Genomic DNA, 26053 nt, shown 5'->3' with positions numbered 1-26053 from the left:
ATCGGCGAAGTCCGATAGGTTGTGGGCCATGACCGACGAACAACTGTTGCAGGGCCCGATCCACCCCGTCCACGTCGAACTCGGCGCGACGTTCGCGCCGTTCGGGGGGTGGCAGATGCCGGTTTCGTACGCCGGCGTCGTGGCCGAACACACCTCTGTGCGTGAGAATGTCGGACTCTTCGACGTCAGTCACCTCGGCAAGGCCGTCGTGCGTGGCGCGGGCGCCGCGGAATTCGTGAACTCCGCACTGACCAACGACCTGAAGAAGATCGGGCCGGGTAAGGCTCAGTACACGTTGTGCTGCAACGAGTCCGGTGGTGTCATCGACGACCTCATTGCGTACTACGTCAGCGACGACGAGATCTTCCTCGTCCCGAACGCAGCCAATACCGCGGACGTCGTTGCGGCTCTGGTCGCTGTGGCACCGGACGGAATCACCGTCGAGGATCAGCATCGTGCCTACGGTGTGCTGGCAGTGCAGGGTCCGAAATCGGTGGCGGTTCTGACCGCTCTGGGACTTCCCACCGAGATCGAGTACATGGCGTACGAAGATGCGGAATGGAACGGCGTGCCTGTTCGTGTGTGCCGCAGCGGTTACACCGGTGAGGTCGGCTACGAACTCCTGCCGCGGTGGGACGACAGCGAGCCGTTGTTCCGCGCGCTTCTCGAGGCAGTGCGCGCCGAGGGTGGGCAGGCCGCCGGACTCGGCGCCCGTGACACTCTTCGTACCGAGATGGGGTATCCGCTGCACGGGCATGAGCTTTCGCTCGAGATTTCTCCGCTCGAAGCGCGCTGCGGATGGGCGATCGGTTGGAAGAAGCCGACATTCTGGGGCAAAGAGACCTTGACCGACGAGAAGGCTGCCGGCCCGGCTCGCAAACTCTGGGGGATCAAGGCTCTCGATCGCGGCGTGCTTCGTGCCGGCCTCGGTGTTCTGCGTGACGGCGAGGCAATCGGCGAGACCACCTCGGGGACGTTTTCGCCCTCGCTCAAAGTGGGAATTGCGTTGGCGCTCCTCGATTCCGGTGCCAATGTCTCGGCCGGCGACGAGATCGAAGTCGACGTCCGTGGTCGTGCTCTTCGGTGCGTCGTGGTGTCTCCTCCGTTCGTGGAGACCAACACCAAGTAGAGAGCTTTTTCACGTTCGATAGGATTGCGCCCATGACAGGTGCCGCCGATTTCGTTCGTGTTCAGAGCTCGTCCCCGAAGTCCGACGCCGAGCGCCGTGACATTTTGGCGGCGCCCGGCTTCGGGCGGCACTTCACCGACCACATGGTCTCGATCGACTACGCCGCGGGCAAGGGCTGGCACGACGCCCAGGTGTTGCCGTACGGAAACATCGAGCTCGATCCGGCCGCAATGGTTTTGCACTACGGACAGGCCATCTTCGAGGGCCTCAAGGCATACCGTCAGCCGGGTGGCGAGATCAGCTCGTTCCGCGTCGAGGCCAACGCCGAGCGTTTCGCGGCATCTGCGCGCCGTCTGGCCATGCCGGAGCTCCCGTCGCAGATGTTCATCGATTCCATCACCGAACTGATCGACGTCGATCTCGACTGGGTTCCCGCAGCCGGTGGCGAGGACGCGCTCTACCTCCGTCCGTTCATGTTCTCCACCGAAGCCGGACTCGGTGTCCGTCCCGCCGACGAGTACCGCTACCTGCTGATTGCCTCGCCTGCCGGTGCGTACTTCCCGCGCGGCGTCAAGCCGGTCAGTGTGTGGCTGTCCACCGAATACGTTCGCGCGGCCCCCGGTGGTACCGGCGCGGCCAAGTTCGCCGGCAACTACGCCGCTTCACTCCTCGCCCAGGCGCAAGCCGCCGACGAGGGTTGCGACCAGGTGGTCTGGCTCGACGCCATCGAGCGCACGTACGTCGAGGAAATGGGTGGAATGAACCTGTTCTTCGTCTTCGGCTCGGGCCCCGACGCTCGCCTCGTGACGCCGTCGCTGTCCGGTTCGTTGTTGCCAGGCATCACGCGCAACTCGTTGCTCGCCCTTGCCGCCGATTCCGGTTTCGCCGTCGAGGAGCGCAAGATCAGCACCGACGAATGGCGCACCAAGTGCAAGAGCGGTGAAATCACCGAGGTCTTCGCTTGCGGCACAGCAGCAGTCATCACCCCCGTCGGACGCGTCAAGTCCGCCGAGGGCGAGTTCACCATCGCCGACGGCGAGCCGGGTGAGGTGACGATGGCACTGCGCGACACCCTCACGGGTATCCAGCGCGGAACCTTCGCCGACACCCACGGCTGGATGACGAAACTTCACTGATCGCTGGTTCGTTCCGCGAGCAATCGCTCCCGGAAGAACTGCAGAATCTCGTCTCGTGCGACGGTGGTGGGCGATCCCGCCTCGTCGACGAGATGAGCCGTCACCACGCTGTGTGGATTGGCAATGACGTGTTCGAAGAACGGCGACGTTGTCGCGTTGGCCGCTTCGTCGGGTAGTACCTTCCCGACGAAGCGCTCGCCCAAGGCCTTCGAATAGGCGGCGAATCGTTGTGCGCGGCAGAACGAGTCACCTCGAAAGCGGTATGCAAGCACCGTGAGGTCTTCGGCCTCGAGTCTCGAGCGCACGGCTTCGAGTTCTTCGGGCCCGCTGTCGGTTTCGTCCGGTCGATCGAGCGGTAACGACGGTTGGGCGAGAACCGGCGCGATGACCGAGGGTTCGAGCATCATCGACAACGCGAAGTTACCGGTGAAGCACATTCCGATCACGCCGACGCCAGGTCCGCCGCTCTCCTCATGGGCGGAAGCGGCGAGTGAACGCAGCCAACGGACCGCCGAACTCGGTTCGTCGGCAGCGAGGGCGCGGAATTCTGCACTGACGCAGGCTCTCTTGAATACCGTCAGCCCCTCGTTCACTGTGGGGACCGCTCCGTCGCGGCCGAACAGTGACGGAACGAAGACAGTGAAACCGGCGTCGCGCACCCAGCGGGCGAATCGCGCTACATGCGGGCTGATGCCCGGCATCTCCGGCATGACGATTACTGCGGGACCGGTGCCGGCCACGTACACGGACTTCGCCACTGCGTCGATGGTGATCGTTCGACGGTCGAAGTCTTCGAGCGGATCGTCTTCGGTCATGCTCCGGTTCGGCACGGTGAGCCCTCTCAGTAGTCGAAACAATTCCTCTGCACAGTCTTTCGGCGCGGGATCGACTACAGAAGAGGGCGGTTCGCCATGTTTTCGGGCGGGCTCGCCTCGCACCTATCCGGCGCCGCCGTTGCGGAATCGCTTTCGGTAGTCGGCCGGGCTGATGCCGACGCGGTCGGTGAACAGGCCACGAAAGGTTCCAGGATCCTGATAGCCGATGTGCCCCAGGATCTTTCCGAGAGGCCAGTCGGTCGATTCCAACAACCGTTTCGCTTTTCGGATCCGTGCACGCTGCAGATAACTGCGCGGCGATTCCCCGGTCTCGTCCTTGAACTTCCGAAGCATGGTTCGGGTGCTGAGGTGAAAAGCACTCGACAGCAAATCCAAGTCGTAAGGTTCCGCCATCCGTTCGACCAGCCACCTTCCGACGTCGTCGGCAAACTGTGTGTGTTTGGCGGGCAGCATCGAGTCGAGGATGTACGGAGCTTGACTGGTTCGGTTTTCGGGCGCCAGCGTAATTCTTGCGGTCGTACGCGCAATCTTGTCGCCGAGATGCTCGCGCACGAGTGCTGTTGCGAGGTCGAGCGCGGCGGTGAACGCAGCAGTGGTGGTGACGCCGTCGTCCTGGACGATCAACGAGTCGGTTCGAACCGTCGCACCGGGGTAACGACTTGCGAGGTCCGCACCGTACAGCCACGACGTCGTACATCGGCGTCCGTCGAGCAGTCCCGCCTCGCCCAGCAGATACGCGCCGACACAGACCGACGACACCCGAACGCCGCGCGCCTCGCACGCACGGATGAACTCGATTTCTCTGTCCCACAGCGACAAACGCGTCGCAGGGTCTTCGGACGGCACGAGTTCGAACCCCGGCACAACCAGGTGATCGATGTCGTGATGCCCCTCCTGCACGCCGAGCGAAAATCCACCTGCCGCAACGACGGGCGTGCCGGACGCTGCGATGACCGATACCTCGAAGGGGTCGGCGGGCGCTCCATCAGCGACGCGATTGGCGATCAGGAGAAGGTCGGTGAAAACGAAGATCTCGGCCGCGAGGCAACCTTCGTACGCAAGGACACCTACTCGCACGACGTCGGATCACAGTCCGAGAGTGAGGCCGACGGCCGTAAGCGTCACAGTGAGTTCGAGTGCGAATCCGAGAACGTCTCCGTTGAGTCCGCCGAATCTACGGACGCAGTGACGCACGCACAGCACACTGATCACCAGCGCCGACGCGGTCACGAGAGGGCCGAGCCACCACCGGTCGGTGGCAAAGCCGGAAGCGGCGATCAGCGGAACCGACCACACGATTGCGGCCCACAACGGTTGTGAATCGGCGACGAGCGCACCGAATCCGCTCGGGCCAGACGCGAGAATACCTCGGCGGCAGGCAAAAACGACGGCCACACGACCCGCAGCGACAGATACGAGAACGGCGATCCACTGCGTGGGGGAGTCGGCAACAGCGAGGACGCCGAAGGAGACCGATTGCAGCCCAAGGAAGATGAACAGCGCCGCGACCCCGAACGGTCCGGCACCGCCGCTGTGCATGACCTCGCGGGCGCGCTCCGGTGGACCGTAACAACCCAGTCCGTCGACGGAGTCTGCCAGTCCGTCCACGTGCATCCCGCGTGTCCCGAGAGCGAGCGCACCGACCGTCAGCAAGCCTGCGAGATAGGGATTCAGGCCGATACTGGTTGTGCCCCAGAGCAGAAACGTCGCGGCAATGCCGAGAGCGATCCCGGTGAGCGGAGCTGCGGCGATGGCGCGACGGCCGGCAGTTCGATCGATGTCGGAGGGACCACGAGCCGGAAGGACCGTCAGCCACGAGAAGGCCAGCGGCACTCCGGACAGCGGGCCCGCCACGCTCACTCCGCCGTATCGGTCTTGGTCAGGTCGATCGACTCGGGTTCGTCGACAGGTGCGCTGCCCTGAGTGCTGACACCGGCTTCGGAGAATGTCGCCATCTTGCCCAGGATTGCCACTGCGCCCTGAAGAATCGGGAGCGCTGTGACTGCGCCTGAACCTTCACCGAGACGCATGTCGAACTCGACGATCGGGTCGAGACCCATGCGGGTCAATGCGATGGTGTGGGCGGGTTCGGTGGAGCGGTGTCCGGCGACCCACCATTCACGTGCGCCGAAAGCCAGTTCGTCGGCAACCATGGCGGCTGCGGTGACCACTACGCCGTCGAGGATCACCGGCGTGCGACGCGAAGCTGCCTGGGCCAGAAAGCCGGCCATCGCGGCGAGGTCGGCACCCGAAGACGTGCGCAGCAGCGCGACTGTGTCGCGAACGTGCGGACGGGCACGCCGGAGAGCGTCGCGAATCGCTGCGGTCTTGCGGATCCATCCGGCGTCGTCGATACCGGTACCTCGACCCACGACCGCGACGGGTTCACTGTCCGTGAGTGCGGCGATGAGTACGGTTGCGGGCGTCGTATTGCCGATGCCCATGTCGCCGGCGATGAGGAGATCTGCGCCCCCGTCGATTTCCTCGTCCGCGATCGCTCGGCCGGCGGCGATGGCCTGAAGGGTTTCCTCGTTCGACATGGCGTCTTCGCGGTCGATGGACCCGGAAGACCTGCGCACCTTGTGGTTCGAGACGGACGGATCGGTATCGCCGTCCACTGCGATGTCGACGACGCGTACCGTGGCGCCGGCAACCTCGGCGAGGACGTTGACCGCCGCGCCGCCCCCGAGGAAGTTGGCGACCATCTGTGCGGTCACTTCCGGCGGATAGGCGGAGACGCCGTTGCGGGCGATTCCGTGATCACCCGCGAACACGACGACGCGAGGCCGAGCGAAAGCGTGTGGGGGACAAACTCCTTGGCAGGCTGATGCCCAGCCGGCGAGAGCCTCCAGTCGGCCCAGCGAACCGGCCGGCTTGGTCAGATCACGCTGACGCGCATCGGCCTGCGCTCGCACCTCGCGGTCGGGCGGGGTGACGGGTTCGAAGTCGGCGCTACTGACTGGCGCGACGTCAGGGTTGGCATCTGGATTCGCCCCTGAAATGGCCCCTGGATTGGCCTCGGTACTCACATCGTGCCTTCCGGTTGTGCAGCAGTATCTTTCAAGATGAGCGGTAACCCTGCAACCACTAGTACGACACGATCGCACACCGCCGCGATACGAGCGTTGAGAGTGCCGATCTCGTCGCGGAACAATCGTCCGGACCGCGTCTCGGGGATGACGGCCAAACCCACTTCGGGGCTGACCAGCACCAGGTGTCCGCGATAGTTCTCGACACTGGCGACCAGGCTGTCCGCAGCGGGCGTGACGGTGCCGCGCGGTGCGTCCCAGGCGCCTTGCCGATCGAGTTCCGTGGTCAGCCACGTTCCCAGATCGTCGACCAACGTCGCTGTGTGTGAATCGCTTTCGAGCTGCGCCGCGAGATCGCCGGCATCTGCGGTTTCGACAGTCGACCAATGGGAAGGCCGCCTGTTGCGGTGCTGGTCGATCCGGCTCTCCCAGTCTGCGTCGGAGACATCACGTCTGGCTGTCGCCAGATACCGGATCGGTGCCGAACTTTCGGGTAAGTGGCCTCCACAAACCAAATCCTCGGCGTGCGCGGACTTACCAGACCGCGCGCCGCCGAGGACCAAAGTTCTATACGTGTTCGTCACGCTCAGATTGCGTCGCCCGGCCCCACACGAGGCTTCGGTGCGCGCAGCTTGCGGATCTGCGACGCGCGAACGAACGCGTACCAGCCGAGCTTGAAGCCGCCGTCGGTGCTGTCGGGGAAGCGCTCGGCGACGCGGTTGTTGATCATGCGACCGAGCCAGATGCCTTCACCGACCATGAAGAGCATCATCACGAGCATTGCCAGTGTGACGATCTGCTGGAGCGCGGGCGTGACGAACATGGTCATGATGAGGATCAACGCGAGCGGCATGAACAGCCCGACGAGGTTGCGGCGAGCGTCGATGAAATCACGGACGTAGGCGCGAACCGGTCCCTTGTCGCGGGGGAGCAGGTACTTGTCCTCGCCGGCGAGCATGCGGGCGCGGCGGTCTGCCGACGATGCGCGACGCTCGGCGGCTTCGGCCTTGCGGTCCTCCTTGGAGCCGCGGGTCGCCTTGCGGCGGGCGCGGGCTTCCTTCGCGGTCAGCGGGGCAGGGGCAACGGGGCCACGCCTCTTCGCCTCGGCGTCACGACGCTTGGGTGTGGGGCGGCCCTTGCCCACCTGCTCGATGGGCGCCTCTTCGGAGGCCGAGGATGCCTCAGTGCCCTCGACGTCACGTTTGTCGGAGTTGTCTGAGTCACCGCGGCGTAACAATTTCACACCTCCAGGCTATTGGATAAGTGCACGGTCTGGGAAACCGACCTCGGTCTTTCTGAAAAACCCAATCGCCCGAGGCACTGAAACGCGCGAGATCGTGAAACATCGGGGTCATTCGGGACTCTTAGACTTCGGCTATGCGGGTAATAGTTGCTCCAGATTCGTTCGGTGAGACGTTGACGGCCGTCGAAGCGGCCGAATCCATTTCTGCCGGTTGGCGACGTGGCCGACCCGAAGACGACGTCGTCACCGCGCCACAATCCGACGGTGGTCCGGGATTCGTCGACGTCTTGGCCACGGCCGGGGGCGACATCCGGACTGCACGGGTGTCCGGGCCTTTGACCGCCGCCGTCGACGCCACGTGGCTGTTCGATTCGGACACGGCGTACATCGAGTCCGCCGAGGCCGTCGGGCTCGGCCTGCTCGGAGGTCCGCCGACGCGGGACACCGCACTCGCCGCGCACAGTCTCGGTGTGGGAGAGCTGATTGCTGTCGCGCTCGAGGCAGGCGTGAAGACGGTTGTCGTCGGACTCGGTGGGAGTTGCTGCACCGACGGGGGACGTGGACTGGTGGAGGCGCTGGGCGGCCTGCAGGCTGCAACGGCGGCTACGGCAGGCATTCAGTTGGTCGCCGCCACCGACGTCGAACACGTACTTCTCGGCGAGCACGGTGCGGCAGCGGTGTTCGGCCCGCAAAAGGGCGCCGACGCCGAAGCCGTCGCAGTCCTCGAAGCGAGCAACGCGAGATGGGCCGAACAGTTGGAGTCCGTCACCGGAAAACGAGTGTCGAGTTTTCCGGGTGCCGGCGCCGCGGGTGGTATCGGTGCCGCGCTCTTTGCGCTCGGTGCACAGCGGCGATCCGGGGCCGACGTCGTCGCGGATCGCACCGGACAGGCCGCGCTACTGGCTTCCGCTGACCTGGTGATCACGGGCGAAGGCAAGTTCGACCACCAATCTCTGCGCGGCAAACTCGTCACAACGCTCGCTTCGGCGGGGGCAGCGCACGGCGTTCCGACGCTCGTCTTTGCCGGCCAGGTGACGCTCGACGAGGCGGACTATGCGTCGACCTCGATAGTCGCGGCGAAGTCGGTGACGGATTTCGCCGGGTCGGTGGAACGTGCGATGGAGGAGGCGTCGGCGTGTCTCGAGGGACTCGCCGAACACACGGCGCGCGAGTGGAACATCTGGCGCGGCGTCCGGAGTTGAGGATCCACAAGCGTCGACGCGCCGTTGCCGTGTCGGGAAGACCGGATAGGATGAAGACGAATCGCACCCGGTAAAGGACTGGCGGGAATAAGTCGGCAGCGGCGTACCGTTGAAGCGTTCACGGGTTGGTACGAACATTAGGGAGAGCCCATGACTGTGCAGAACGAGACCGCCACCCACGGCGTCAAGATGACCGAGGCCGCGTCCGCCAAGGCGAAGGCACTCTTCGATCAGGAGGGTCGCGACGACCTCGCGCTGCGTATTGCAGTGCAGCCCGGCGGCTGTGCCGGACTGAAGTACCAGCTGTTCTTCGACGACCGCACGCTCGACGGTGACCTCACTGTCGACTTCAACGGCGTCAACCTGGTTGTCGACCGGATGAGCGCGCCGTACGTCGAAGGTGCGTCCATCGACTTCCTCGACACCATCGAGCAGCAGGGCTTCTCGATCGACAACCCCAATGCAACAGGCTCCTGCGCCTGCGGTGACTCGTTCAACTGAGTCTGTCGATCACAACTCAATTCACGAACAACTGACGCGGAACCGACATTCGGTTTCGCGTCAGTTGTTTGTGGTGACTCGTACGTAGACCGTTCCGATCCGACAGCTCGGGCGCCGATGACGGCGCTACGGGCGGTAACGTGAACTTTTGCTCCTCTTTCATTCATATACTCACTTCGCTGAAAGGCCACGATCCGTGACTATTGCGGTAACCGGTTCCATCGCCACCGACCACTTGATGCGCTTCCCCGGCCGCTTCGCCGATCAGCTCCTCGCCGATCAGCTCGCCCACGTTTCGCTGAGTTTCCTGGTCGACGATCTCGTGATTCGCCGCGGTGGTGTCGGCGGCAACATCGCTTACGCCATGGGCGTGCTCGGTGGGTCCCCGCTACTCGTCGGCGCAGTCGGTGCCGACTTCGCCGAGTACCGCACGTGGCTCGAGGACAACGGCGTCGACTGCAGCGCGGTCCGTATCTCGGACAAGGCACATACGGCGCGTTTCGTGTGCACCACCGACGAGGACATGGCGCAGATCGCGTCGTTCTACCCCGGTGCGATGAGCGAGGCTCGCGAGATCGAACTCGCGGCAGTGGCCAAGACTGCGGGCGCAGTCGAGTTGGTGCTGATCGGCGCCAACGACCCCGAGGCCATGGTTCGCCATACCGACGAATGCCGTCTGCTCGGGATTCCGTTCGCAGCGGATCCGTCGCAGCAGCTTGCCCGCCTGTCCGGTGACGAGGCCAAGGCGCTCATTCACGGCGCGAAGTACTTGTTCACCAACGAGTACGAGTGGGGTCTGCTTCAGCAGAAGACTGGTCTGAGCGAGGAAGAGATCCGCGCGCAGGTCGGCATCCGTGTCACCACCCTCGGCTCCAAGGGTGTGGAAATTGTTGACGCCGAAGGTAATTGGGTGCGCGTCGACGTAGTGCCCGAGACCGGCAAGGTGGATCCGACGGGCGTTGGTGACGGCTTCCGCGCCGGGTTCCTGCTCGCACACGGCGCCGGTCTGAGCTTTGAGCGTGCTGCACAGTTGGGATCTTTGGTCGCTGTGTTGATTCTCGAGACCGTGGGAACGCAGGAGTGGGTGTTCAATCGCGACGAGGCACTCAAGCGCCTTACCGACGCATACGGCAGCGCGGCAGCGGACGAGATCGCGACGATCCTGCCGAAGTAGGGCTCCGCCCCGTGAGTGGTTGAGGAGTCCGGAGACTCCCTAACCGCTCACGGGGCCGAAGGCCTAGATATTGACCGGGTACACCGGTTCCTGGATCTGCGGCACGATGCGCTTCTCCACGAAGATTCCGTGCCAGACCATGAAGGTCAGGACGGTCCACAGGCGTCGGCTGTGGTCGGACACGCCCTCGCGGTGATCGTTGAGCATCTTCACGACGGCCTGCTTGTCGAAGATGTGGTCGGTACCCGACTCCTCGATCTGCAGATGTGCCCAGTCGAAGAGTTCGGTGCCGCGCAGCCAGTGGCGTAGGGGAACCGGGAATCCGAGCTTCGCACGGTGCAGAACATGGTGCGGCACAATGCCTTCCAGGGCCTGGCGCAGTGCGTACTTGGTTGTGTCCTTCGTGATCTTCTGATCGAGCGGTACGCGTGACGCGACGTCGAAGACCTCGGGATCGAGGAACGGCACACGCAGTTCCAGCGAGTTGGCCATCGTCATCTTGTCTGCCTTGACGAGGATGTCGCCGCGCAGCCAGGTGAACAGGTCGAGATGCTGCATCCGCGCAACCGGATCCCAGTCCCGTGACTGCGCGTAGATCGGCGCAGTGACGTCCTGGTGAGTCCACTCGGGGCGGAAATCGCGCAGGACGGCGCGGAGCTGAGCGTCGTTGAAGCTACGAGCATTTCCGTAGTAGCGCTCCTCGAGCGTCAAGGAACCGCGGTTGAGCAGACTCTTGCCGCGAGTGCCGTCCGGGATGCGTTCGGACAACTTGCCGGCAGCCCGACGCAGTCCCTTGGGGAGGTACTCGAAAGGCTTGAGCGACAACGGCTCACGGTAGATCGTGTAGCCGCCGAACAGCTCGTCAGCACCCTCGCCGGACAGCACGACCTTGACGTGCTTGCGCGCTTCCTTCGCGATGAACCACAGCGGAATCAATGCCGGATCGGCTACCGGGTCGTCGAGGTACCAGACGATCTCGGGAATGGCAGCGGCGAACTCGGCGGGGGAGACCACCTTGACGACGTGCTTCGCGCCGATCGCTGCGGCAGATTCTGCAGCGACGTCGACCTCGGAATAGCCCTCACGTTCGAAACCGGTCGTGAAGGTGATCAGGTTGGGGTTGTGGCGCATCGCCAGCGCCGCGATCGCCGTGGAGTCGATACCACCGGACAAGAACGAACCGACGGTGACGTCGGCGCGCATGTGCTTGGCGACCGAATCCTCGAGTGCCTCGGCGATTTCCTGGTAGCGCGCCTTCTCGGTGCCAGGTGCAAAAGGCTTGGCCGGGAACTTCGGCGTGAAATACCGCGTGAACGTGGGCTCCTCGCCCGGACGCACCCGGGCGAAGCTGCCCGACTCCAGGCGTCGGATCTGCTTGTGCAGTGTTTCCGGCTCCGGTACGTACTGCAGAACGGTGTAGTGCTCGATGGCACGCGGATCCAGCTCGGTACCGATGCCGATCAGATCGGTGAGTTCGAGCAGGCTCTTCTTCTCGCTGCCGAACGCGGTGCCGCCGGCGCCGGTCGCGATGAACAGCGGCTTGATCCCGAACGGATCGCGCGCGATGAACAGCTCGCGTGTGTCGGTGTCCCAGATCGCGAACGCGAACATTCCGCGCAGGCGCCGGACCGCGTCCTCACCCCAGTAGTGGAATGCAGCGACGATGGCCTCGGAGTCGCCCTCGGTGAAGAACTTGGCGTCGTGGTCCTTGACCAGTTCGGCGCGGATCTCCAAGTAGTTGTAGATCTCGCCGTTGAACGTGAGCGCATAACGCTCCGGGTTCTCCGGTGGGCCCCAACGCAGCGGCTGGTGGGAATGAGCGATGTCGATGATCGCCAGGCGGTTGAACCCGAAGACGAGGTGATCGTCGTTCCACGTCCCGTGTTCGTCCGGCCCGCGGTGACGAAGGCAATGCATCGCCTGGTCGACCCGCGAGACGGCGTCCTCGCTGGTTCCGCCAGATGTCAGTAGCCCGAGCAGTCCACACACAGCGTCCGGTTCCTCGATTCAGAATTTTTGTACAGAAGGCTCCCGGACACGAGTGTCGGGGAGAGGTCAACGAACTCTTGACGAAAGTATGCCGCAGATCGACGTCCCTGCCGATCGCGGCGGAACGAATCGACGTGATGTGCGTCGCCGAAACGACCTGAGCCGTTCCTGAGCAGCACCTGAGAGAGCTGTGTGACGTCCGCCGCGACACGGGCGAGGACCCGAGGATGGATAGCGCCCGGCTTTGGTCTACGCTGCGTAGTAATTGGGCCTTCCCTCCGGGCATGCCCTAGTTGAATTTTGTGGCGATCAGGAAGGCGTGAACGTGGCGCAAGGTCGGATCCTTCGGCGAGCGGGGCTGGCAGTATCTCTGGGCATTGCTGCCTTGCTGCTGTCGGGTTGCTCCATCGACAACGAAGTGCTTCGTTTCGGGTGGCCTTCGGGCATCACCCCGGAGGCGACGCGCATGCGTGAGCTGTGGACGTGGTCGGTTGTAGCCGCCCTCGTCATGGGTGTGCTGGTGTGGGGGTTGGTCTTCTGGGCCGTCATCTTCCACCGTAAGAAGAAGGACTCGCCGGAATTCCCGCGTCAGACGGCATACAACGTGCCGCTCGAACTCGGTTACACGGCAGTTCCCTTCGTCATCATCGCGGTTCTCTTCTACTTCACCGTCATCGTTCAGAACCATGTTCTGGACAAGACGGACAACCCTGACGTCGTTGTAGACGTCACGGCCTTCCAGTGGAACTGGAAGTTCGGCTACCGCTCCATCGAGTTCGGTGACGGTTCCGCCAAGTACAACGGAATCGACGTCGAGGCCGAAGAGGCTGCCAAGACCGAGGGCTCGACCGTGAACGAACACGGGGAAGAAGTTCCCGGCCCGATCCACGGCAACAGCACCGAGGACCTGAGCTACCTGCACTACGACAAGATCGAGACCGTCGGCTCCAGCCAGGAGATCCCGATCCTCGTTCTGCCCACCGGCAAGCGGATCCAGTTCGAACTTGCTTCCTCGGACGTCATTCACGCTTTCTGGGTGCCTGAGTTCCTGTTCAAGCGCGACGTTCTCCCGAACCCCAAGGAGAACCACTCGGACAACATCTTCCAGATCAGTGAGATCGAGAAGGAAGGCGCGTTCGTCGGGCGTTGTGCAGAAATGTGTGGCACGTTCCACGCGATGATGAACTTCGAGGTTCGTGCGGTTTCGCCCGAGGACTTCGCCAAGTACATCGAACTGCGCAAGGGTGACGCGGAGGGCAAGGGTGGTCTGACGACCGCCGAGGCTCTGCAGGCAATCGGTCAGTCGCCGGTGGCTACGTCGACCACGCCGTTCAACACCGACCGCGAGTACCGTCAGGCAACCGTCGCCACTGCAGGCAACTGAGCCGGCCAGCCTCTTCACTGAACAAGGACAAGTGCTGATATGAAGATCGAAGCCAAGCTCTTCGAGATCCTGACGATGTTCTTCATTCTCGTCGCGATCATCTACGGAGTGTTCACCGCTCTGTCACGCACAGGTATCGAGTGGGCCGGACTGACGGCCATCGTCCTGTCTGCAGGTCTGACGCTCATCGTGGGTACCTACTTCCGCTTCGTCGCCCGTCGTCTGGACACCCGTCCCGAGGACTACGACGACGCTGAAATCTCGGATGGTGCAGGAGAACTGGGCTTCTTCAGCCCGGGTAGCTTCTGGCCGATCCTGCTTGCCGCTGCTGCTGCACTCGCGGCAGTGTCGCTGGCGTACTTCCAGCCGTGGCTCATCGCAGTCGCAGTTGTCTGTGTGCTCGCCGCAGCCGCAGGCCTGGTGTTCGAGTACTACACCGGACCCGAGAAGCACTAGTTTCACCCGCACTCGAACAGAGGCGCCGCACCCACCCGGGTACGGCGCCTCTGTTGTCGTTTATGTACGTTTCGGTGGTAGGAGGGTGCCTGTCAACAACCGCTCTCTGTCAATCGTGGAGCGAGTATTCGAGGTCGTAGCGGTGCAGACCGTCGACGACCTCCAGCTCGAGAGTGCCTGCGATGCCCTTCAACTCGCCGGTTCCGGACCCCGGCACGATCTCGTACAGAAGCTTCTGCGTTCCGTCGATCATCTGACCGAACTGCTGAAGGGCGAACGATCCCACAGCTTCGTCGACCTGCCCCGTGACAAACTCCAAAGCGACATAGCCCGCTGCACCGGCTGTCGGATCGCCCGCGGACAGCATCAGTCCGGACGACGTGCCTTCGACGCCGCCGATGAACGTCTTGTCGAACTCGAAGCGTCCGACGCGTCCGGAGAGCTCAGGATCGGCGGGGCGAAGATCGATCTCGAAGGTGCCGCGTGCATGGGATGTCATGGTCCGAGTATCTCACCAGGCGACAACGCCTCGAGGGGACTCCCGAGAACGTGCAACACTCGGTAGATGATTCTCGAACATGCCGTCCTGCAGGTCGATCCGTCGCAGTCAGCGCGTTTCGAGGCCGCATTCGACGTGGCCCGAACCATCATCTCCGAGGTTCCCGGATTCATCAGGCTGCGGCTCTCGCACTGCCTGGAATCACCGGAGCGATATCTCCTGCTGGTCGAGTGGGAAGACGTGGAGTCACACACCATCGGGTTCCGTAAGTCGCCAGGATACGAGAAGTGGCGAGAACTTCTCCATCACTTCTACGAGCCGTTCCCGACGGTGGAGCACTATTCGACTGTGCTCGAGGTCTAGCAAAGCGTAGTGCCTGCTGTTGTCGGCGCTCAGACGACGAACCGGGGGAGTGGTGCCCACTTGGAGGTTGTCCATACTGAATCGCTCAGAGAACGAGTGAGGCCCCGAACCGGAATCCGGTTCGGGGCCTCACTGGTCAACTGACGTTCTTAGTGGAGTTCTCCACTGGAACCATCGGACTTGCCGTTGGTTCGGTTCTGGTAGTCCAGAAGGATCTGAAGCTGCTCGTGCTCAGCTTCGTGATGAGCGGCTTCGAGAGCCTCGCTCTCCTCGACTGGGTCAGCGGTGATCAGGCTACCGCTACCGGGCTTGCCGGCGAGGCCGAGCTTGTTCATCTTCTTCGGGACAGCAGCACCCTGGTACTCGAGCGGGATCGGGTGTCCGTGCTCGTCGACGGGGCCGAGCGGCTGGTGGATCTCGATGTACTGGCCGTTCGGCATCCGCTTGATGATGCCGGTCTCGATGCCGTGTTCGAGGACTGCACGGTCACTGCGCTGCAGGCCGATGCAGAACCGGTACGTCACGAAGTACGCGATGGGCGGAAGGACGACCATGCCGATACGGCCGATCCACGTCATTGCGTTCAGCGAGATGTGCAGGTGATACGCGATGATGTCGTTGATGCAGGAGATCGTGAGCACCAGGTAGAACGCGATGGACATCGCACCGATAGCGGTACGGACCGGCACGTCGCGCGGGCGCTGCAGGATGTTGTGGTGAGCGTCGTCTCCGGTGAGACGCTTCTCGATCCACGGGTACGCGATCAACAGTGCGAAGACGAGGCCCATGATCAGGGCGACGGCGAACACTGCAGGGATCGTGTACCGGTTGAACAGGTAGATCTCCCACGCCGGCCACAGTCGAGCAAGGCCGTCCGTCCACATCATGTAGATATCGGGCTGGGAACCTGCCGAGACCTGTGACGGGTTGTACGGACCGATGTTCCACACGGGGTTGATCTGGAACAGACCACCGAGCAGTGCGAGCACGCCGAAGGTCATGGCGAAGAACGCGCCACCCTTCATCGCGAAGACCGGGAGGATGCGGACGCCGACGACGTTCTGTTCCGTACGGCCGGGGCCGGGGAACTGCGTGTGCTTCTGGTACCAGACCAACGCGAGGTGGCCGGCGATCAGAGCCAGGATGATGCCCGGGAACAGCAGCACGTGAGCGACGTAGAGACGCGGGATGATGAGGTCGCCGGGGAAGTCGCCGTCGAAGATCAGCCAGTGCATCCAGGTACCGACGATCGGGATACTCATCGTGATACCACCGAAGGCGGCGCGGAGGCCGGTGCCCGAGAGCAGGTCGTCGGGGATGGTGTAACCGAAGAAGCCTTCGAACATCGCCAGGATGAGCAGCAGGCAGCCGATGACCCAGTTCGCTTCACGTGGGCGACGGAAGGCGCCGGTGAAGAAGATGCGAGCGAGGTGAACGATGATCGACGCCGCGAACATCAGTGCAGCCCAGTGGTGAATCTGGCGAACGAAGAGACCGCCGCGCACCTCGAAGGAGATGTTCAGGGTCGTCTCGTAGGCGCGAGACATCGTGACACCGCGAAGCGGCTGGTATGCGCCCTGGTAGACGACGTGTGCCATCGACGGATCGAAGAACAGCGTCAGGAACACACCGGAGATCAGCAGGATCACGAAGCTGTAGAGCGCGATCTCGCCGAGCATGAAGGACCAGTGCGTCGGGAAGACCTTGTTGATCTGCCGGCGCATGCCTGCGGCGAGGTGGTAGCGGGAGTCCATAGCCTCCGCTTGTCCAGCCGCTGCCGCGCTGATCTTGGACGGTTTGGTTGTTGTTGTGGTCACGGTCGACGCTCCCAAAATGCCGGGCCGAGTGCTTCGATGAAGTCACCGTCGGCGACCAGGAAGCCCTCTTCGTTCACTGTAATAGGCAACTGCGGAAGTGCGCGAGCAGCGGGACCGAAGATCGGCTTGCCGTAGGTCAGTGCGTCGAACTGCGACTGGTGGCAGGGGCACAGAATACGGTTGCTCTGCTGTTCGTAGAGCGAGGTGGGGCAACCCAGGTGGGTGCAGATCTTCGAGTAGGCGAAGTAATCGCCGTAGTTGAAGCTTTCCTGGCCCTTACGCTTGGTGACACGCGCGGTGTCTTCCGTGCGGAGGCGGATGAGCATCACCGAGTTACGAATGCCGCGTAGTGCTGCGAGCAGAGCGTGCTCGTCGCCACGGTCGGACTCGCGGAACGGGAAGACCGTTTCCATCGAACCGGCATCGAGATCTTCCGGGCGAACGAGGACGATGTCCTCGGGACGGCCGGTGTCACGACGCAGGTAGATGGTCTCGCCCGGGTAGTTCGGGGTCCAGCCGGACACCCACAGAGGTGAGTCGTCGCCCTTGGCCCACGGGTTCTTGATGAGTCCGCCGAGGGGCATGACCATCATGACGCCGAGTGCGCCGCCGCCGAACATCAAGCTGCGCTTGATGGCCTTGCGGCGGGGGAGGGTGGACGTCTCGAGGGTGTCGCCGAGCTCGGCGACGATCGTGCGACGATCGACCTCGGTGGAACCACCGTCGTGGCGGTCCTGGATCGAGACCTCTTCGGGGATGAACTTCTTGGTGAACTGAACGGCACCGATGCCGACGCCGAGGATCGCCAGACCCATGGTCAAGCCGATCAGCGGGGTGTACAGGCTGTACTTGCCGTAGTTCTCGTCACCGGCGCCTGCGTACTCCCAGGGCCAGAACAGGTAGATCGCGATGAACGCGATCGCCGAAACGCCGGCGAGGCCGAACCAGAAGGCGACGTTGCGCTCGGCGCGCTTTTCCGCCCTGGTGCCCTTTACCGACCAACGATCACGGCGGTAGACGACATCGACGCCATCGAGATTGGTACCCAGCTTGACCAGGTCGTCGCGTGACATCGCGTCGAGCTCTTCATCTGTGTACTTCTTAGGCGTATCGCCGCCATGCTGGCCAGCGTCGCTCATGACCTTGCTCCGATCCACAATGCTGCACCGACGACAGCGATGATTCCGACGGCCCACATGGCGAGACCCTCAGAGGCCGGACCGAGGCCACCGAGCCCGTACCCACCGGGGTCCTTCGACTCGCCCGACGACTTGACGTAGGCGATGATGTCCTTCTTCTCCTCGATCGTCAGCTGACGATCCGAGAACTTCGGCATGTTCTGGGGACCGGTAACCATGGCAGCGTAGATCTGCTGCTCGCTGGCCGGATCCAGGACCGGGGCGTACTTGCCCGAGGACAGTGCGCCACCGCGGCCGGTGAAGTTGTGGCACGACGCGCAGTTGAGCCGGAAGAGCTCACTGCCGCGTCCGACGTCGCCACCGCGCAGCGAGGACTGGGCGATTTCGCCGTTCTCGTCGCGGATGAGCGTCGGGCCGCCGCCGTTGGCCTGGATGAAAGCGCCGAGGGCGTCGGTCTGCGCAGCATCGAACTTGGGGTCCTTGCGTGCAGCCTGGGCCTCGTTGCGAGCTGCCGGCATACGACCAGAGGAGACCTGGAAGTACACGGCTGCTTCGCCGACGCCGATGAGGCTGGGACCGCGATCCTGCACGCCCTGCAAGTTCGCGCCGTGGCACGTGATGCATGACGTGTCGTACAGCTGCTTGCCTTCACGAATCAGGGCTGCTGAATCGTCACTGGCGGTCGCAACCTGCGGAGCTGGTGTCAACGCCGAAGCGAGGAAACCTGCGCTGATCAATCCCATCATCAATACGAGCGCGCCAGTGACGCGCCGGCGGATTTTCCGCTGGCGACGCGACTTCGCGGCATTCGCTGAGTTATCGGATGCGGGAGGGGGGGATGAACTCATCTGTATCCCTTTGGTATGTCGGGACGGAACTGGACGTCAGGGGCTGCCTGGGGCGTACAGCTGATTAACGGATGAAATAAATCGTGGCAAACAGCGCGATCCACACGATGTCGACAAAGTGCCAGTAGTACGAAACAACGATCGCGGCGGTGGCCTGGGCGGGCGTGAACTTGCTGACCCGGGTACGTGCGATCAAGAAGACGAAGGCGATGAGACCGCCGATGACGTGCAGACCGTGGAAGCCGGTGGTCATGTAGAACACCGAGCCGTACACGCTGCTCGAAATCGTGGTGCCCTCGTGCACGAGGTGGTAGTACTCGTAACCCTGGCCGGCGACGAAGAACGCCCCCATGACCAAGGTGATGGTGTACCAGCGACGAAGTCCGAAGACGTCGCCACGCTCAGCCGCGAAGACACCCATCTGGCAGGTGAACGAAGATGCGATAAGCACCAAGGTCACCGGCACGGCCAGATACAGGTTCAATTCGGTTGGCTCCGGCGGCCAATTTCCGTTCGCCTGAGCTCGTGCCACGAAGTACATGGCAAAGAGCCCTGCGAAGAACATGAGCTCACTTGACAACCACACGATGGTGCCAACGCTGACCATATTCGGCCGGTTCAGCGAGTGCACGCGTTGGGTGATTGCCGATCCTGAAGTCCCTACTGCGCTCGTCACAGACAGAAGTATGACGCTTCGTCGTAAGAGACGACCACTCGGGTCCACCATCGGCGCGTCGCTCGGCTCGAGTTCGCGGGATCGGGCGGCGAACGCGCTGGTGGCGTGGTCGGAATATGCTGGCGCGATGGCAGCTACACACAAGAGTAGACCGTGGTTCCTGAGAATTTTCGGCACGAAGATTCCGACACCGCTCGATGCAGGGCGGTCGGATCTGGTCGTCGTTGCCGAAGGCTTCGACGACGCCGAGGCGAGCTCGACGGCTCTCGAACGTGCCGCCTCCACCGAGCCGGAGTTCAGGGCGGAGTCCGAAGTGGTTCTGCGGCACCATCTCGACCTCCCGGAGGGCTCGGTAGCCGATGCCGAGAGCATCGTCGCCCAGGACGGATATGTGCGAGGCGTGGGTCGGCCCGAGGACGTGACTCCGGTGGTCGAGAATTCGGTTCGCGTCGTCTTCGAGCGTGTCCAGGTGCTTGACGCCCTGCATTGCTCCCAGGAGCGGTCACGAATGGCTGGTCTGGCGCAGCGACTCGGTGGTTCGGTCGCCGGGTGGGACGCGCTCCAGCCCCCGATACTTGCGGAGGCGCCGCCCAAACGCGGTCGCAGAAAGTCCTGAGCGGCCCTATTCGGTTTCCTCGTTACCTCACTGACTAGGCTGCGAGGGTCATCGGCAGCACAAAATGGCAGCGCGAAACGACAGCTCGAAACGACATCTCGAAATCCAGCCCACTTGAACGACAGGGGACCAAGGCACTATGGCCGGCACCGACGCATCCAACGCCGTGAACGTCGATTCGAGTGCACTGGTGCGGTCCTGGCCGATGATTCTCGGTTTGCTCACGGACGGCAGTGACTTGTCGGAAGCCGACAGTCGCTGGGCTATGGGCGAGATCATGTCGGACAACGCCACCTCCGCTCAGATCGCTGCTTTCGGGGTCGGTCTGAAGATGAAGGGCGAAACCCCCGCGGAGTTGGAAGGGCTCGCCGCCGCGATGCTCGAACACTCCAGGCGCGTGCCGGTCGATTCCGACGTCGTCGACATCGTCGGCACGGGTGGTGACCGCTCCAACACGGTGAACATCTCGACGATGGCCTCGATCGTGGTTGCCGCGTCCGGTGTGCGAGTTGTCAAGCACGGCAACCGCGCTGCTTCGTCCAAGAGCGGTGGCGCCGACGTGCTCGAGGCGCTCGGCGTTCGCATCAACCTCGGGCCGGAGCAGGTTGCGAGGTGTGTCGAAGAGGTCGGCATCGGCTTTTGTTTCGCGCCGGTCTTCCATCCTGCACTGCGCTTTGCGGCGGTGCCTCGCAAGGAAATCGGCATTCCGACGGCATTCAACGTGCTCGGTCCACTGACCAATCCGGCTCGTCCGCGTGCCGGGCTGATCGGGTGCGCATTTCCGAAACTGATCTCGGTCGTCGCGGGAGTCCTTGCGCAGCGCGGCAATTCGGCGTTGGTGGTACGGGGAGACGACGGACTGGACGAACTGACCACATCGACGACGTCGACGGTTCACATCGTCGGGGGTGGAAGTGTGCGAACTGTCACGCTGGATCCGCGTGACCTCGGAATCGACCGCGTTCCTCTCGAAGAGTTGCGTGGAGGCGACGCCGAAATCAACGCCACCGTCGCCAGAACGCTGCTTTCCGGGCAGAAGGGGCCGGTCCGGGACGCGGTCCTGCTGAACGCGGGAGCAGCCATCGCGGCATTCAACGGTGTCGGCGACGATCTCGAGAGTGCGATCTCTTCCGGGATGACTGCAGCCGCTGCCGCGATCGACAGCGGCGCGGGCGCTGAACTGCTTCACAAGTGGGCGGCGCTCACCGCCGAGCTGGCCGACCAAGCCTGATCGAGGGGCTATTCACCCAGCGAGAAACCGGCCTCGACGTCTGCGCTGGAGAATGACTGGAACGCAATGTGTGTGGCGGTTCGGAGAACGCCGGGCACCTTGTTGATTCCTCCGGTGACCACGTCGGCGATCTGGGCGTGGTCACGCACTTTCACGATGGCGATCAAATCGACGTCACCTGCGCACGAGTAGACCTCGGTCACTCCGGACAGGTCGGCGACGGCCTGCGCGGTTTCCGGGATCCGAGCGGACTCGGCGTGAATCATGACGATGGCGTTGATCATTTCTCTCCTCGATTTCCCTGCGGGTTGTGATGACCCGGTGGTTTCGATCGAGCTTAGGGGTGCCGCCCCGCCGTTACGTCATCGATGTTCGGATTCGGTTCCGGCTCGGGCGAGTCGGCACCAGGCTTCCCACTTGCCGGCGCCGCTCACAGGTTCGACGTATCCGGACGTCGCCGACACGATTCGGACACCGTCCGACGAGAGCCACCTTGCGATCAGTCCCAGTTCTTCGGGTGACGCGCCGCGGAACGGGGCGTCGTCCGGTAGGACGGTTTCGGCCGCCGCGGTGATGGCGTCGACGACGGGCATCGGGTGAGTCCCACGTCTGGCGAGCCCGGCGGACGCGAGACGCCCGGACCGGATCACCGACAGCTCCCAGCCGCCGTCTCCGGTGGGGCGGGCGAGAACGAGTTGTTCGATCGCCGCGACTGCAGCGAGTCGCTGAGTGCGCCGCACTGCGGTGGCGACTGCGACCGTTCGGTCACGCAGACGAGCAGCATTCTCGAACAACGCGTGTGCGGACAGCTCGTCGATCCGGGCCTGCATCTGTTGGAGGGGAGCGTCGTTGGTTCCTCGGAAGAATCCACGCACGGCCTCAGGGGCGGCCGCGTAGTCCTCTGCGTTGATTTCCGGGGTCCAGGAGGCTGGACACGCCCCCAGTTCGCGAGCGGGGCAGTCAGGGCCGTGAACGGCGCCGCGTCCGAGACGCTTGGTACACGTGCGCAGACGACTGAACTCTGCGACGGTGTCGGCGACGTCGACTGCGTCGGCGCGAGAGGTGAACGGGCCGATCGAATCGGCCGTGGGCGTGCGAACCACGGACAGTCTCGGAAACGCCTCGTCGGTGAGGGTGATCCACCAACCTCGCTTGGGAAACTTGGAGCGACGGTTGTACGGCGGCGCATGCGCGCTCAGCAGTCGTAGTTCACGCACCCCGGCCTCGAGAGCGTGCGCGCACTCGACATGGTCCACACGGGTGGCCAGCGCGACCATTTCCTTCATCCGGCCGCGGGTCTCCGAACCGGTGAAGTAGTTGCGGACGCGGCGTCGAAGGTCGGTAGCAGTTCCTATGTAGAGGGCTTCGTCGGAAGGACCGCGGAAAAGGTAGACACCGGGGCTTCGCGGCAGGTTTGCGGCGAAGGACCGTTTGGCCCGTTGATGCGAGGAAATGTTGGGCAGGTAGTCGACTAGTTCGCTGTAACTGTGGACACCCTGGTTTCCGACCCTGTCGATCAGTCCGTGGAGGACGTCGACGGTCGCACGCGCGTCGTCGAGAGCCCGGTGCGTCGGCTGGGTGGTCACTTGGAAGAGATGGGCGAGTGCGGAGAGCTTCACCGAAGGTGCTTCGTCGCGTGTGAGTACGCGCCGGGCGAGTTTGACGGTGCACAGGACACGGAACGCAGGCCACGGGCGCGCGCTGCGTGACGCCGCTGCTTTGAGGAAACCGATGTCGAACGGCGCGTTGTGTGCCACCAGCACCGCGCCCTCGGCGAACTCGAGAAAAGCAGGCAGGACACGTTCGATGGGAGGTGCACCGATCAGCATGGCTGTGGTGATTCCGGTCAGTTCGACTATGTACGGCGGAATCGACCGGCCGGGGTCGACGAGTGTTGCCATTTCGCCCAGTACCTCGCCGCCGCGGATCTTGACGGCGCCGATCTCGGTGATGGAGTCCTGGTCGGCGCTGCCCCCTGTGGTCTCGAGGTCGACGACGACAAATGTTGTCTCGCTCAGCGGTGTGTCCAGTTCGTCGAAGCTCAGTTGCCGCCCGACGTCGAACTTCTCCCCGTCGGAGAACGGGGGCGGAGACGGAAATTCTCGGGCCGAGGCGGGACTCACACCGCAGACAGTAGAAGTACCCCCCGACACGAATTCGAGAGTGCAGACACGGAATCCGACCCGCACGGACTTCCGTTGCGAAATCGGTCGATGAACGCCCGACAAAAGTAGGAGAGACGAGGATCACACTTGCGGTGGGAACTCGCGAATGTGGACGCGCGCCTACTTGTGAGTAGGGCGAGTCGAGGGGGTCTTCGGTGCGTCTGTCGACGGCTGAAACCGCGTCCGTGACCGGAACAAGTTCTAGTTTCAAGTAATCATCGTTGAACTGCATGGAAGATCGGATTGTCGGGTTTGGTGAGCCTTGGCAGTGGGTAGCGGGCGCGGGTTTGACGGCCTGGAGTGGGTCGCCGAACCGACCTGTTGTTATCTCCCCGTGACCCGCCGGGCGTATCGCGGGCGCGGCACCACGATTTCCGGCGAATCGGGCACGATTGTCACGAAGCGGTCGACATCGTCGCGATCATTTCGTAACCTTCCTGAGACCTAACGAAGTCTTGCCGGACCAAACAGGACCGGCATCGTCAGGAACCGCCTAATCGGGATCTCCGCGAGGAACCCGAACCGGGAACCCAAGTTTCCACTGGGGTGAATCCCGCCTGGGGTGCAGCACGCAGGATCGCTGCAGACCACGCGGGTAGGGCTGATCTTCCCAGCCCGAACCCGTCAGCTAACTCGGTCGGCGGATGAATGGAAGAAATGGAGCACCCCTTAAGTGGCGTCACAGAGTTTCAAGCGTTCAGCGCAGTTGGCAGTAGCCGGCGCGCTCGCAGTCGGAGCATTCGCTGCAACCGCTGCACCTGCCTCGGCAGACCCCATCACCATCCCCGGCGTCGGCACGTTCGAGGTTCCGGGCGTTTCTATTCCTCAGTTGCCGGTCATTCCGGGCATCACCGACATCGCACCGGCTGCACCGGCCGCTCCCATCTCCAGTGTTGGTGAGCAGGCAGTTCGCGCCGCAGAGAGCAAGCTGGGCTCCCCGTACGTGTACGGCGCAGCCGGCCCGGACGCATTCGACTGCTCCGGTCTCGTTCAGTGGGCATACAAGCAGGCCGGTCTCAACCTGCCTCGCACGAGCTACGACCAGGCTGCAGCCGGCGTTGCCGTCGCACAGTCCGATCTTCAGGTCGGCGACGTGATCTCCTTCTACGGCGGATCGCATTCGGGCATCTACGCCGGTAACGGCAATGTCATCCACGCGTCGACCGCTGGTCAGCCCGTGAAGCTCGCTCCGGTGTCCTCGATGCCGTACGACGGCGCTCGCCGTTACTGATTTCTGAACACGCTCGACGGCTGTCTCCGGTAGGCAGTCGGAACGATCCGCCGCTGTGATGCGGCGGAGCTCGGGGGAGCTCCGGATCTTCGAATGTGGGCCTCGAATCTTCGATTCGGGGCCCACATTTTCGTTTCGCGACAATTCGCCCGGTACTTCACCCCGACACGCCTACCGGCGAGTAGACACAAACGTATGCCGTTCCGTAACCTTATCGAGACATTGCGCGGCCGAGACAGGTACTGTGGATAGTTGACAGCCAGCTAACAGATCGTCGACCGGCCCCGGTCGGCGTCGCTTCACCGAGACGGAGAGTTGCATTCCGTGGTTTCATCGAAAAACAACAGTCGAGTACGGGCCGCATTAACAGTGGGAGTGCTGGCGTTCGGACTCGTTGCAGGGCCTTCGATGCAGGCCGGTGCCGACCCCGTCATCACCAACCCCACCGAGGCGCTCGACAAGCTCGGTGAACTCTCCCGGGTTTCCGAGCAGACCAACGAAGCGCTGCACAACGCGCAGATCGACCTCGACGCGAAGCTGGCAGTCGCGAATGATGCGGACGTGCGATCGGCAGCCGATCAGGGTCTTCTCGACGCGGCTTCGGCGCGCGTCGCCGAGTTCGCTCCGGCGGTAAACCGTATTGCCACAGCGAATTACCAGGGTGCGCGAACCAATCGCCTCTTTGCGTTGATGGTGAGCGACTCGCCGCAGCAGTTGCTCGACCAGATGTCTGCGCTCGACGTGATTTCCAACGACGCGGCAGTACAGGTCTCTCAGTTCAACCAAGCCACTGCCGATGCGCGTGCCGCCTCGGAAGCGTCGAAGCGATCGGCCGAAGAAGCGCGAACCGCCGCCGATCAAGCCCGCGCGCTCAGTGACGATTTGCAGCGCAAGCAGAGTGAACTGCAGACGCAGATCGCCGACGTGACCAAAGCCTTCCAGAATCTCACCGACGACGAACGTAACCAACTGAGCGGTACGCCTTTCCCGCCGGACGTCGATCTCAGCAAAATTCTGGCTAACTTGACCCCTGGCTCGGGTGCTGCTGCTCTGCAGGCAGGCCTCACGCGGATCGGTGACCCGTACGTCTGGGGCGCGACCGGCCCGAACGAGTTCGACTGCTCAGGTCTGGTGGTGTGGGCCTACAAGCAGATCGGAAAGACTCTGCCGCGATCGAGCCAAGCGCAGGCGCAGGGCGGTGTACCGGTGTCGAGGGACCAACTACAGCCCGGCGACGTCGTGACGTTCTACAGCGACAACTCGCATGTCGGCATCTACGCCGGCGACGGAAACATTCTGCATGCGTCGACGTTCGGCGTACCGGTGAAGGTCCAGTCGATGGCAGGCATGGAGTTCTCCACTGCGCGTCGTTACTGACGGCTTGCTGCG

At 63.3% G+C, this 26053-nt stretch carries 26 protein-coding genes and 1 riboswitch; of the genes, 12 read left to right on the top strand and 14 right to left on the bottom strand.

The genetic code is table 11. The features are described 5' to 3' along the window. Nucleotides 1–28: 28 nt before the first annotated feature. Together gcvT and ACBG85_RS16920 are read left to right on the top strand one after the other, a co-directional pair. A complete protein-coding gene (gcvT, locus tag ACBG85_RS16925) occupies nt 29–1129 on the top strand; it encodes a glycine cleavage system aminomethyltransferase GcvT (RefSeq protein WP_372024087.1) in 1101 nt (366 codons plus the stop codon). A gap of 32 nt (nt 1130–1161) precedes the next feature. Continuing rightward, nucleotides 1162–2265, top strand: a complete 1104-nt coding sequence (locus ACBG85_RS16920) for a branched-chain amino acid aminotransferase (RefSeq protein WP_372024085.1) — start codon at nt 1162–1164, stop codon at nt 2263–2265. Here ACBG85_RS16920 and ACBG85_RS16915 read toward each other — a convergent pair. From ACBG85_RS16915 to ACBG85_RS16890, 6 genes are all read right to left on the bottom strand, one after another. Beyond that, nucleotides 2259–3080, bottom strand: a complete 822-nt coding sequence (locus tag ACBG85_RS16915) for a dienelactone hydrolase family protein (protein ID WP_372027871.1) — start codon at nt 3078–3080, stop codon at nt 2259–2261. The genes ACBG85_RS16920 and ACBG85_RS16915 overlap by 7 nt on opposite strands. A gap of 123 nt (nt 3081–3203) precedes the next feature. After that, complete coding sequence (locus ACBG85_RS16910; RefSeq protein WP_058226930.1) at nt 3204–4178, bottom strand: GlxA family transcriptional regulator; 975 nt, start codon at nt 4176–4178, stop codon at nt 3204–3206. 9 nt (nt 4179–4187) lie between these two features. Then, nucleotides 4188–4955 (bottom strand): adenosylcobinamide-GDP ribazoletransferase, encoded by a 768-nt coding sequence (locus ACBG85_RS16905; protein ID WP_372024083.1) that lies wholly within the window; start codon nt 4953–4955, stop codon nt 4188–4190. Between the two features lie 2 nt (nt 4956–4957). After that, complete coding sequence (gene cobT / locus ACBG85_RS16900) at nt 4958–6103, bottom strand: nicotinate-nucleotide--dimethylbenzimidazole phosphoribosyltransferase (RefSeq protein ID WP_047270132.1); 1146 nt, start codon at nt 6101–6103, stop codon at nt 4958–4960. Between the two features lie 23 nt (nt 6104–6126). Continuing rightward, complete coding sequence (gene cobU / locus ACBG85_RS16895; protein ID WP_054828420.1) at nt 6127–6714, bottom strand: bifunctional adenosylcobinamide kinase/adenosylcobinamide-phosphate guanylyltransferase; 588 nt, start codon at nt 6712–6714, stop codon at nt 6127–6129. Between the two features lie 2 nt (nt 6715–6716). After that, a complete protein-coding gene (locus ACBG85_RS16890; protein WP_007730051.1) occupies nt 6717–7373 on the bottom strand; it encodes a DUF3043 domain-containing protein in 657 nt (218 codons plus the stop codon). A gap of 134 nt (nt 7374–7507) precedes the next feature. Here ACBG85_RS16890 and ACBG85_RS16885 point away from each other — a divergent pair, with 134 nt between their 5' ends. The 3 genes from ACBG85_RS16885 to ACBG85_RS16875 all read left to right on the top strand — a co-directional run bounded on the left by ACBG85_RS16885 (nt 7508) and on the right by ACBG85_RS16875 (nt 10250). Beyond that, the gene (locus tag ACBG85_RS16885) at nt 7508–8575 is read left to right on the top strand and encodes a glycerate kinase (RefSeq protein ID WP_064075446.1); all 1068 of its coding nucleotides are present in this window, start codon (nt 7508–7510) and stop codon (nt 8573–8575) included. Nucleotides 8576–8725: 150 nt separating this feature from the next. Then, nucleotides 8726–9076 carry an iron-sulfur cluster assembly accessory protein gene (locus tag ACBG85_RS16880; protein WP_007730053.1) on the top strand — a complete coding sequence of 117 codons (351 nt, stop codon included), beginning with the start codon at nt 8726–8728 and terminating at the stop codon, nt 9074–9076. A gap of 196 nt (nt 9077–9272) precedes the next feature. After that, complete coding sequence (locus ACBG85_RS16875; protein ID WP_003941700.1) at nt 9273–10250, top strand: carbohydrate kinase family protein; 978 nt, start codon at nt 9273–9275, stop codon at nt 10248–10250. Between the two features lie 63 nt (nt 10251–10313). On the opposite strand, the gene asnB is transcribed toward ACBG85_RS16875, so the two are convergent. Continuing rightward, nucleotides 10314–12239, bottom strand: coding sequence for an asparagine synthase (glutamine-hydrolyzing) (gene asnB / locus ACBG85_RS16870; protein ID WP_003941790.1), 1926 nt, complete (start codon nt 12237–12239; stop codon nt 10314–10316). Between the two features lie 319 nt (nt 12240–12558). Here asnB and ACBG85_RS16865 point away from each other — a divergent pair, with 319 nt between their 5' ends. Next, on the top strand, nt 12559–13623 hold the full coding sequence (locus ACBG85_RS16865; protein WP_030537048.1) for a cytochrome c oxidase subunit II: 1065 nt from the start codon (nt 12559–12561) through the stop codon (nt 13621–13623). Nucleotides 13624–13662: 39 nt separating this feature from the next. Continuing rightward, on the top strand, nt 13663–14079 hold the full coding sequence (locus ACBG85_RS16860; RefSeq protein ID WP_003941723.1) for a cytochrome c oxidase subunit 4: 417 nt from the start codon (nt 13663–13665) through the stop codon (nt 14077–14079). A gap of 109 nt (nt 14080–14188) precedes the next feature. Here the strand turns inward: ACBG85_RS16860 and ACBG85_RS16855 are convergent, their stop codons facing one another. Continuing rightward, nucleotides 14189–14578 carry a DUF3224 domain-containing protein gene (locus ACBG85_RS16855; RefSeq protein WP_030537047.1) on the bottom strand — a complete coding sequence of 130 codons (390 nt, stop codon included), beginning with the start codon at nt 14576–14578 and terminating at the stop codon, nt 14189–14191. 66 nt (nt 14579–14644) lie between these two features. Here ACBG85_RS16855 and ACBG85_RS16850 point away from each other — a divergent pair, with 66 nt between their 5' ends. Further along, nucleotides 14645–14941: an antibiotic biosynthesis monooxygenase gene (locus tag ACBG85_RS16850; protein WP_019748908.1), complete on the top strand. Its 297-nt coding sequence runs from the start codon at nt 14645–14647 to the stop codon at nt 14939–14941. A 149-nt stretch (nt 14942–15090) separates the two neighbouring features. Here the strand turns inward: ACBG85_RS16850 and ACBG85_RS16845 are convergent, their stop codons facing one another. From ACBG85_RS16845 to ACBG85_RS16830, 4 genes are all read right to left on the bottom strand, one after another. After that, nucleotides 15091–16695, bottom strand: coding sequence for a cytochrome bc complex cytochrome b subunit (locus tag ACBG85_RS16845; protein ID WP_372027869.1), 1605 nt, complete (start codon nt 16693–16695; stop codon nt 15091–15093). 59 nt (nt 16696–16754) lie between these two features. Next, complete coding sequence (locus ACBG85_RS16840; protein ID WP_007730058.1) at nt 16755–17897, bottom strand: ubiquinol-cytochrome c reductase iron-sulfur subunit; 1143 nt, start codon at nt 17895–17897, stop codon at nt 16755–16757. Beyond that, nucleotides 17894–18745, bottom strand: a complete 852-nt coding sequence (locus tag ACBG85_RS16835) for a cytochrome c (protein ID WP_003941682.1) — start codon at nt 18743–18745, stop codon at nt 17894–17896. The genes ACBG85_RS16840 and ACBG85_RS16835 overlap by 4 nt, the downstream gene beginning before the upstream one ends. Before the next feature lie 64 nt (nt 18746–18809). After that, the gene (locus ACBG85_RS16830) at nt 18810–19421 is read right to left on the bottom strand and encodes a heme-copper oxidase subunit III (protein ID WP_007730060.1); all 612 of its coding nucleotides are present in this window, start codon (nt 19419–19421) and stop codon (nt 18810–18812) included. A gap of 127 nt (nt 19422–19548) precedes the next feature. Here ACBG85_RS16830 and ACBG85_RS16825 point away from each other — a divergent pair, with 127 nt between their 5' ends. Both ACBG85_RS16825 and trpD read left to right on the top strand, forming a co-directional pair. After that, nucleotides 19549–20037 (top strand): hypothetical protein, encoded by a 489-nt coding sequence (locus ACBG85_RS16825; protein WP_030537046.1) that lies wholly within the window; start codon nt 19549–19551, stop codon nt 20035–20037. 139 nt (nt 20038–20176) lie between these two features. Continuing rightward, a complete protein-coding gene (gene trpD / locus ACBG85_RS16820) occupies nt 20177–21268 on the top strand; it encodes an anthranilate phosphoribosyltransferase (protein ID WP_372024078.1) in 1092 nt (363 codons plus the stop codon). A gap of 8 nt (nt 21269–21276) precedes the next feature. Here the strand turns inward: trpD and ACBG85_RS16815 are convergent, their stop codons facing one another. Next, nucleotides 21277–21552, bottom strand: a complete 276-nt coding sequence (locus tag ACBG85_RS16815) for an Lrp/AsnC family transcriptional regulator (protein ID WP_003941677.1) — start codon at nt 21550–21552, stop codon at nt 21277–21279. 78 nt (nt 21553–21630) lie between these two features. Next, nucleotides 21631–23391, bottom strand: coding sequence for a DEDD exonuclease domain-containing protein (locus tag ACBG85_RS16810; protein ID WP_167349886.1), 1761 nt, complete (start codon nt 23389–23391; stop codon nt 21631–21633). A 522-nt stretch (nt 23392–23913) separates the two neighbouring features. Further along, nucleotides 23914–24092: riboswitch (cyclic di-AMP (ydaO/yuaA leader) on the top strand. Nucleotides 24093–24106: 14 nt separating this feature from the next. Here ACBG85_RS16810 and ACBG85_RS16805 point away from each other — a divergent pair. Both ACBG85_RS16805 and ACBG85_RS16800 read left to right on the top strand, forming a co-directional pair. Next, nucleotides 24107–24664, top strand: coding sequence for a C40 family peptidase (locus ACBG85_RS16805; RefSeq protein ID WP_003941754.1), 558 nt, complete (start codon nt 24107–24109; stop codon nt 24662–24664). A 324-nt stretch (nt 24665–24988) separates the two neighbouring features. Beyond that, nucleotides 24989–26041 (top strand): C40 family peptidase, encoded by a 1053-nt coding sequence (locus ACBG85_RS16800; RefSeq protein ID WP_003941704.1) that lies wholly within the window; start codon nt 24989–24991, stop codon nt 26039–26041. The last annotated feature ends 12 nt before the right edge of the window (nt 26042–26053 follow it).

It is taken from the genome of Rhodococcus sp. NyZ502, from assembly GCF_041464245.1.
Lineage (GTDB): Bacteria > Actinomycetota > Actinomycetes > Mycobacteriales > Mycobacteriaceae > Rhodococcus_F > Rhodococcus_F qingshengii.
Note: the sequence above shows the minus strand (reverse complement) of the source record. Positions and strands in the feature narration are given on the sequence as shown.

Bases quoted from the DNA above. Each gene is read 5' to 3' on its own strand.
- ACBG85_RS16885 (WP_064075446.1), top strand. From the start codon at position 7,508: ATGCGGGTAATAGTTGCTCCAGATTCGTTCGGTGAGACGTTGACGGCC.
- ACBG85_RS16850 (WP_019748908.1), top strand. From the start codon at position 14,645: ATGATTCTCGAACATGCCGTCCTGCAGGTCGATCCGTCGCAGTCAGCG.
- ACBG85_RS16845 (WP_372027869.1), bottom strand. From the start codon at position 16,695: ATGGACTCCCGCTACCACCTCGCCGCAGGCATGCGCCGGCAGATCAAC.
- ACBG85_RS16855 (WP_030537047.1), bottom strand. From the start codon at position 14,578: ATGACATCCCATGCACGCGGCACCTTCGAGATCGATCTTCGCCCCGCC.
- ACBG85_RS16840 (WP_007730058.1), bottom strand. From the start codon at position 17,897: ATGAGCGACGCTGGCCAGCATGGCGGCGATACGCCTAAGAAGTACACA.
- gcvT (WP_372024087.1), top strand. From the start codon at position 29: ATGACCGACGAACAACTGTTGCAGGGCCCGATCCACCCCGTCCACGTC.
- ACBG85_RS16835 (WP_003941682.1), bottom strand. From the start codon at position 18,745: ATGAGTTCATCCCCCCCTCCCGCATCCGATAACTCAGCGAATGCCGCG.
- ACBG85_RS16880 (WP_007730053.1), top strand. From the start codon at position 8,726: ATGACTGTGCAGAACGAGACCGCCACCCACGGCGTCAAGATGACCGAG.
- ACBG85_RS16860 (WP_003941723.1), top strand. From the start codon at position 13,663: ATGAAGATCGAAGCCAAGCTCTTCGAGATCCTGACGATGTTCTTCATT.
- ACBG85_RS16815 (WP_003941677.1), bottom strand. From the start codon at position 21,552: ATGATCAACGCCATCGTCATGATTCACGCCGAGTCCGCTCGGATCCCG.
- ACBG85_RS16825 (WP_030537046.1), top strand. From the start codon at position 19,549: ATGGCAGCTACACACAAGAGTAGACCGTGGTTCCTGAGAATTTTCGGC.
- ACBG85_RS16920 (WP_372024085.1), top strand. From the start codon at position 1,162: ATGACAGGTGCCGCCGATTTCGTTCGTGTTCAGAGCTCGTCCCCGAAG.
- ACBG85_RS16915 (WP_372027871.1), bottom strand. From the start codon at position 3,080: ATGACCGAAGACGATCCGCTCGAAGACTTCGACCGTCGAACGATCACC.
- trpD (WP_372024078.1), top strand. From the start codon at position 20,177: ATGGCCGGCACCGACGCATCCAACGCCGTGAACGTCGATTCGAGTGCA.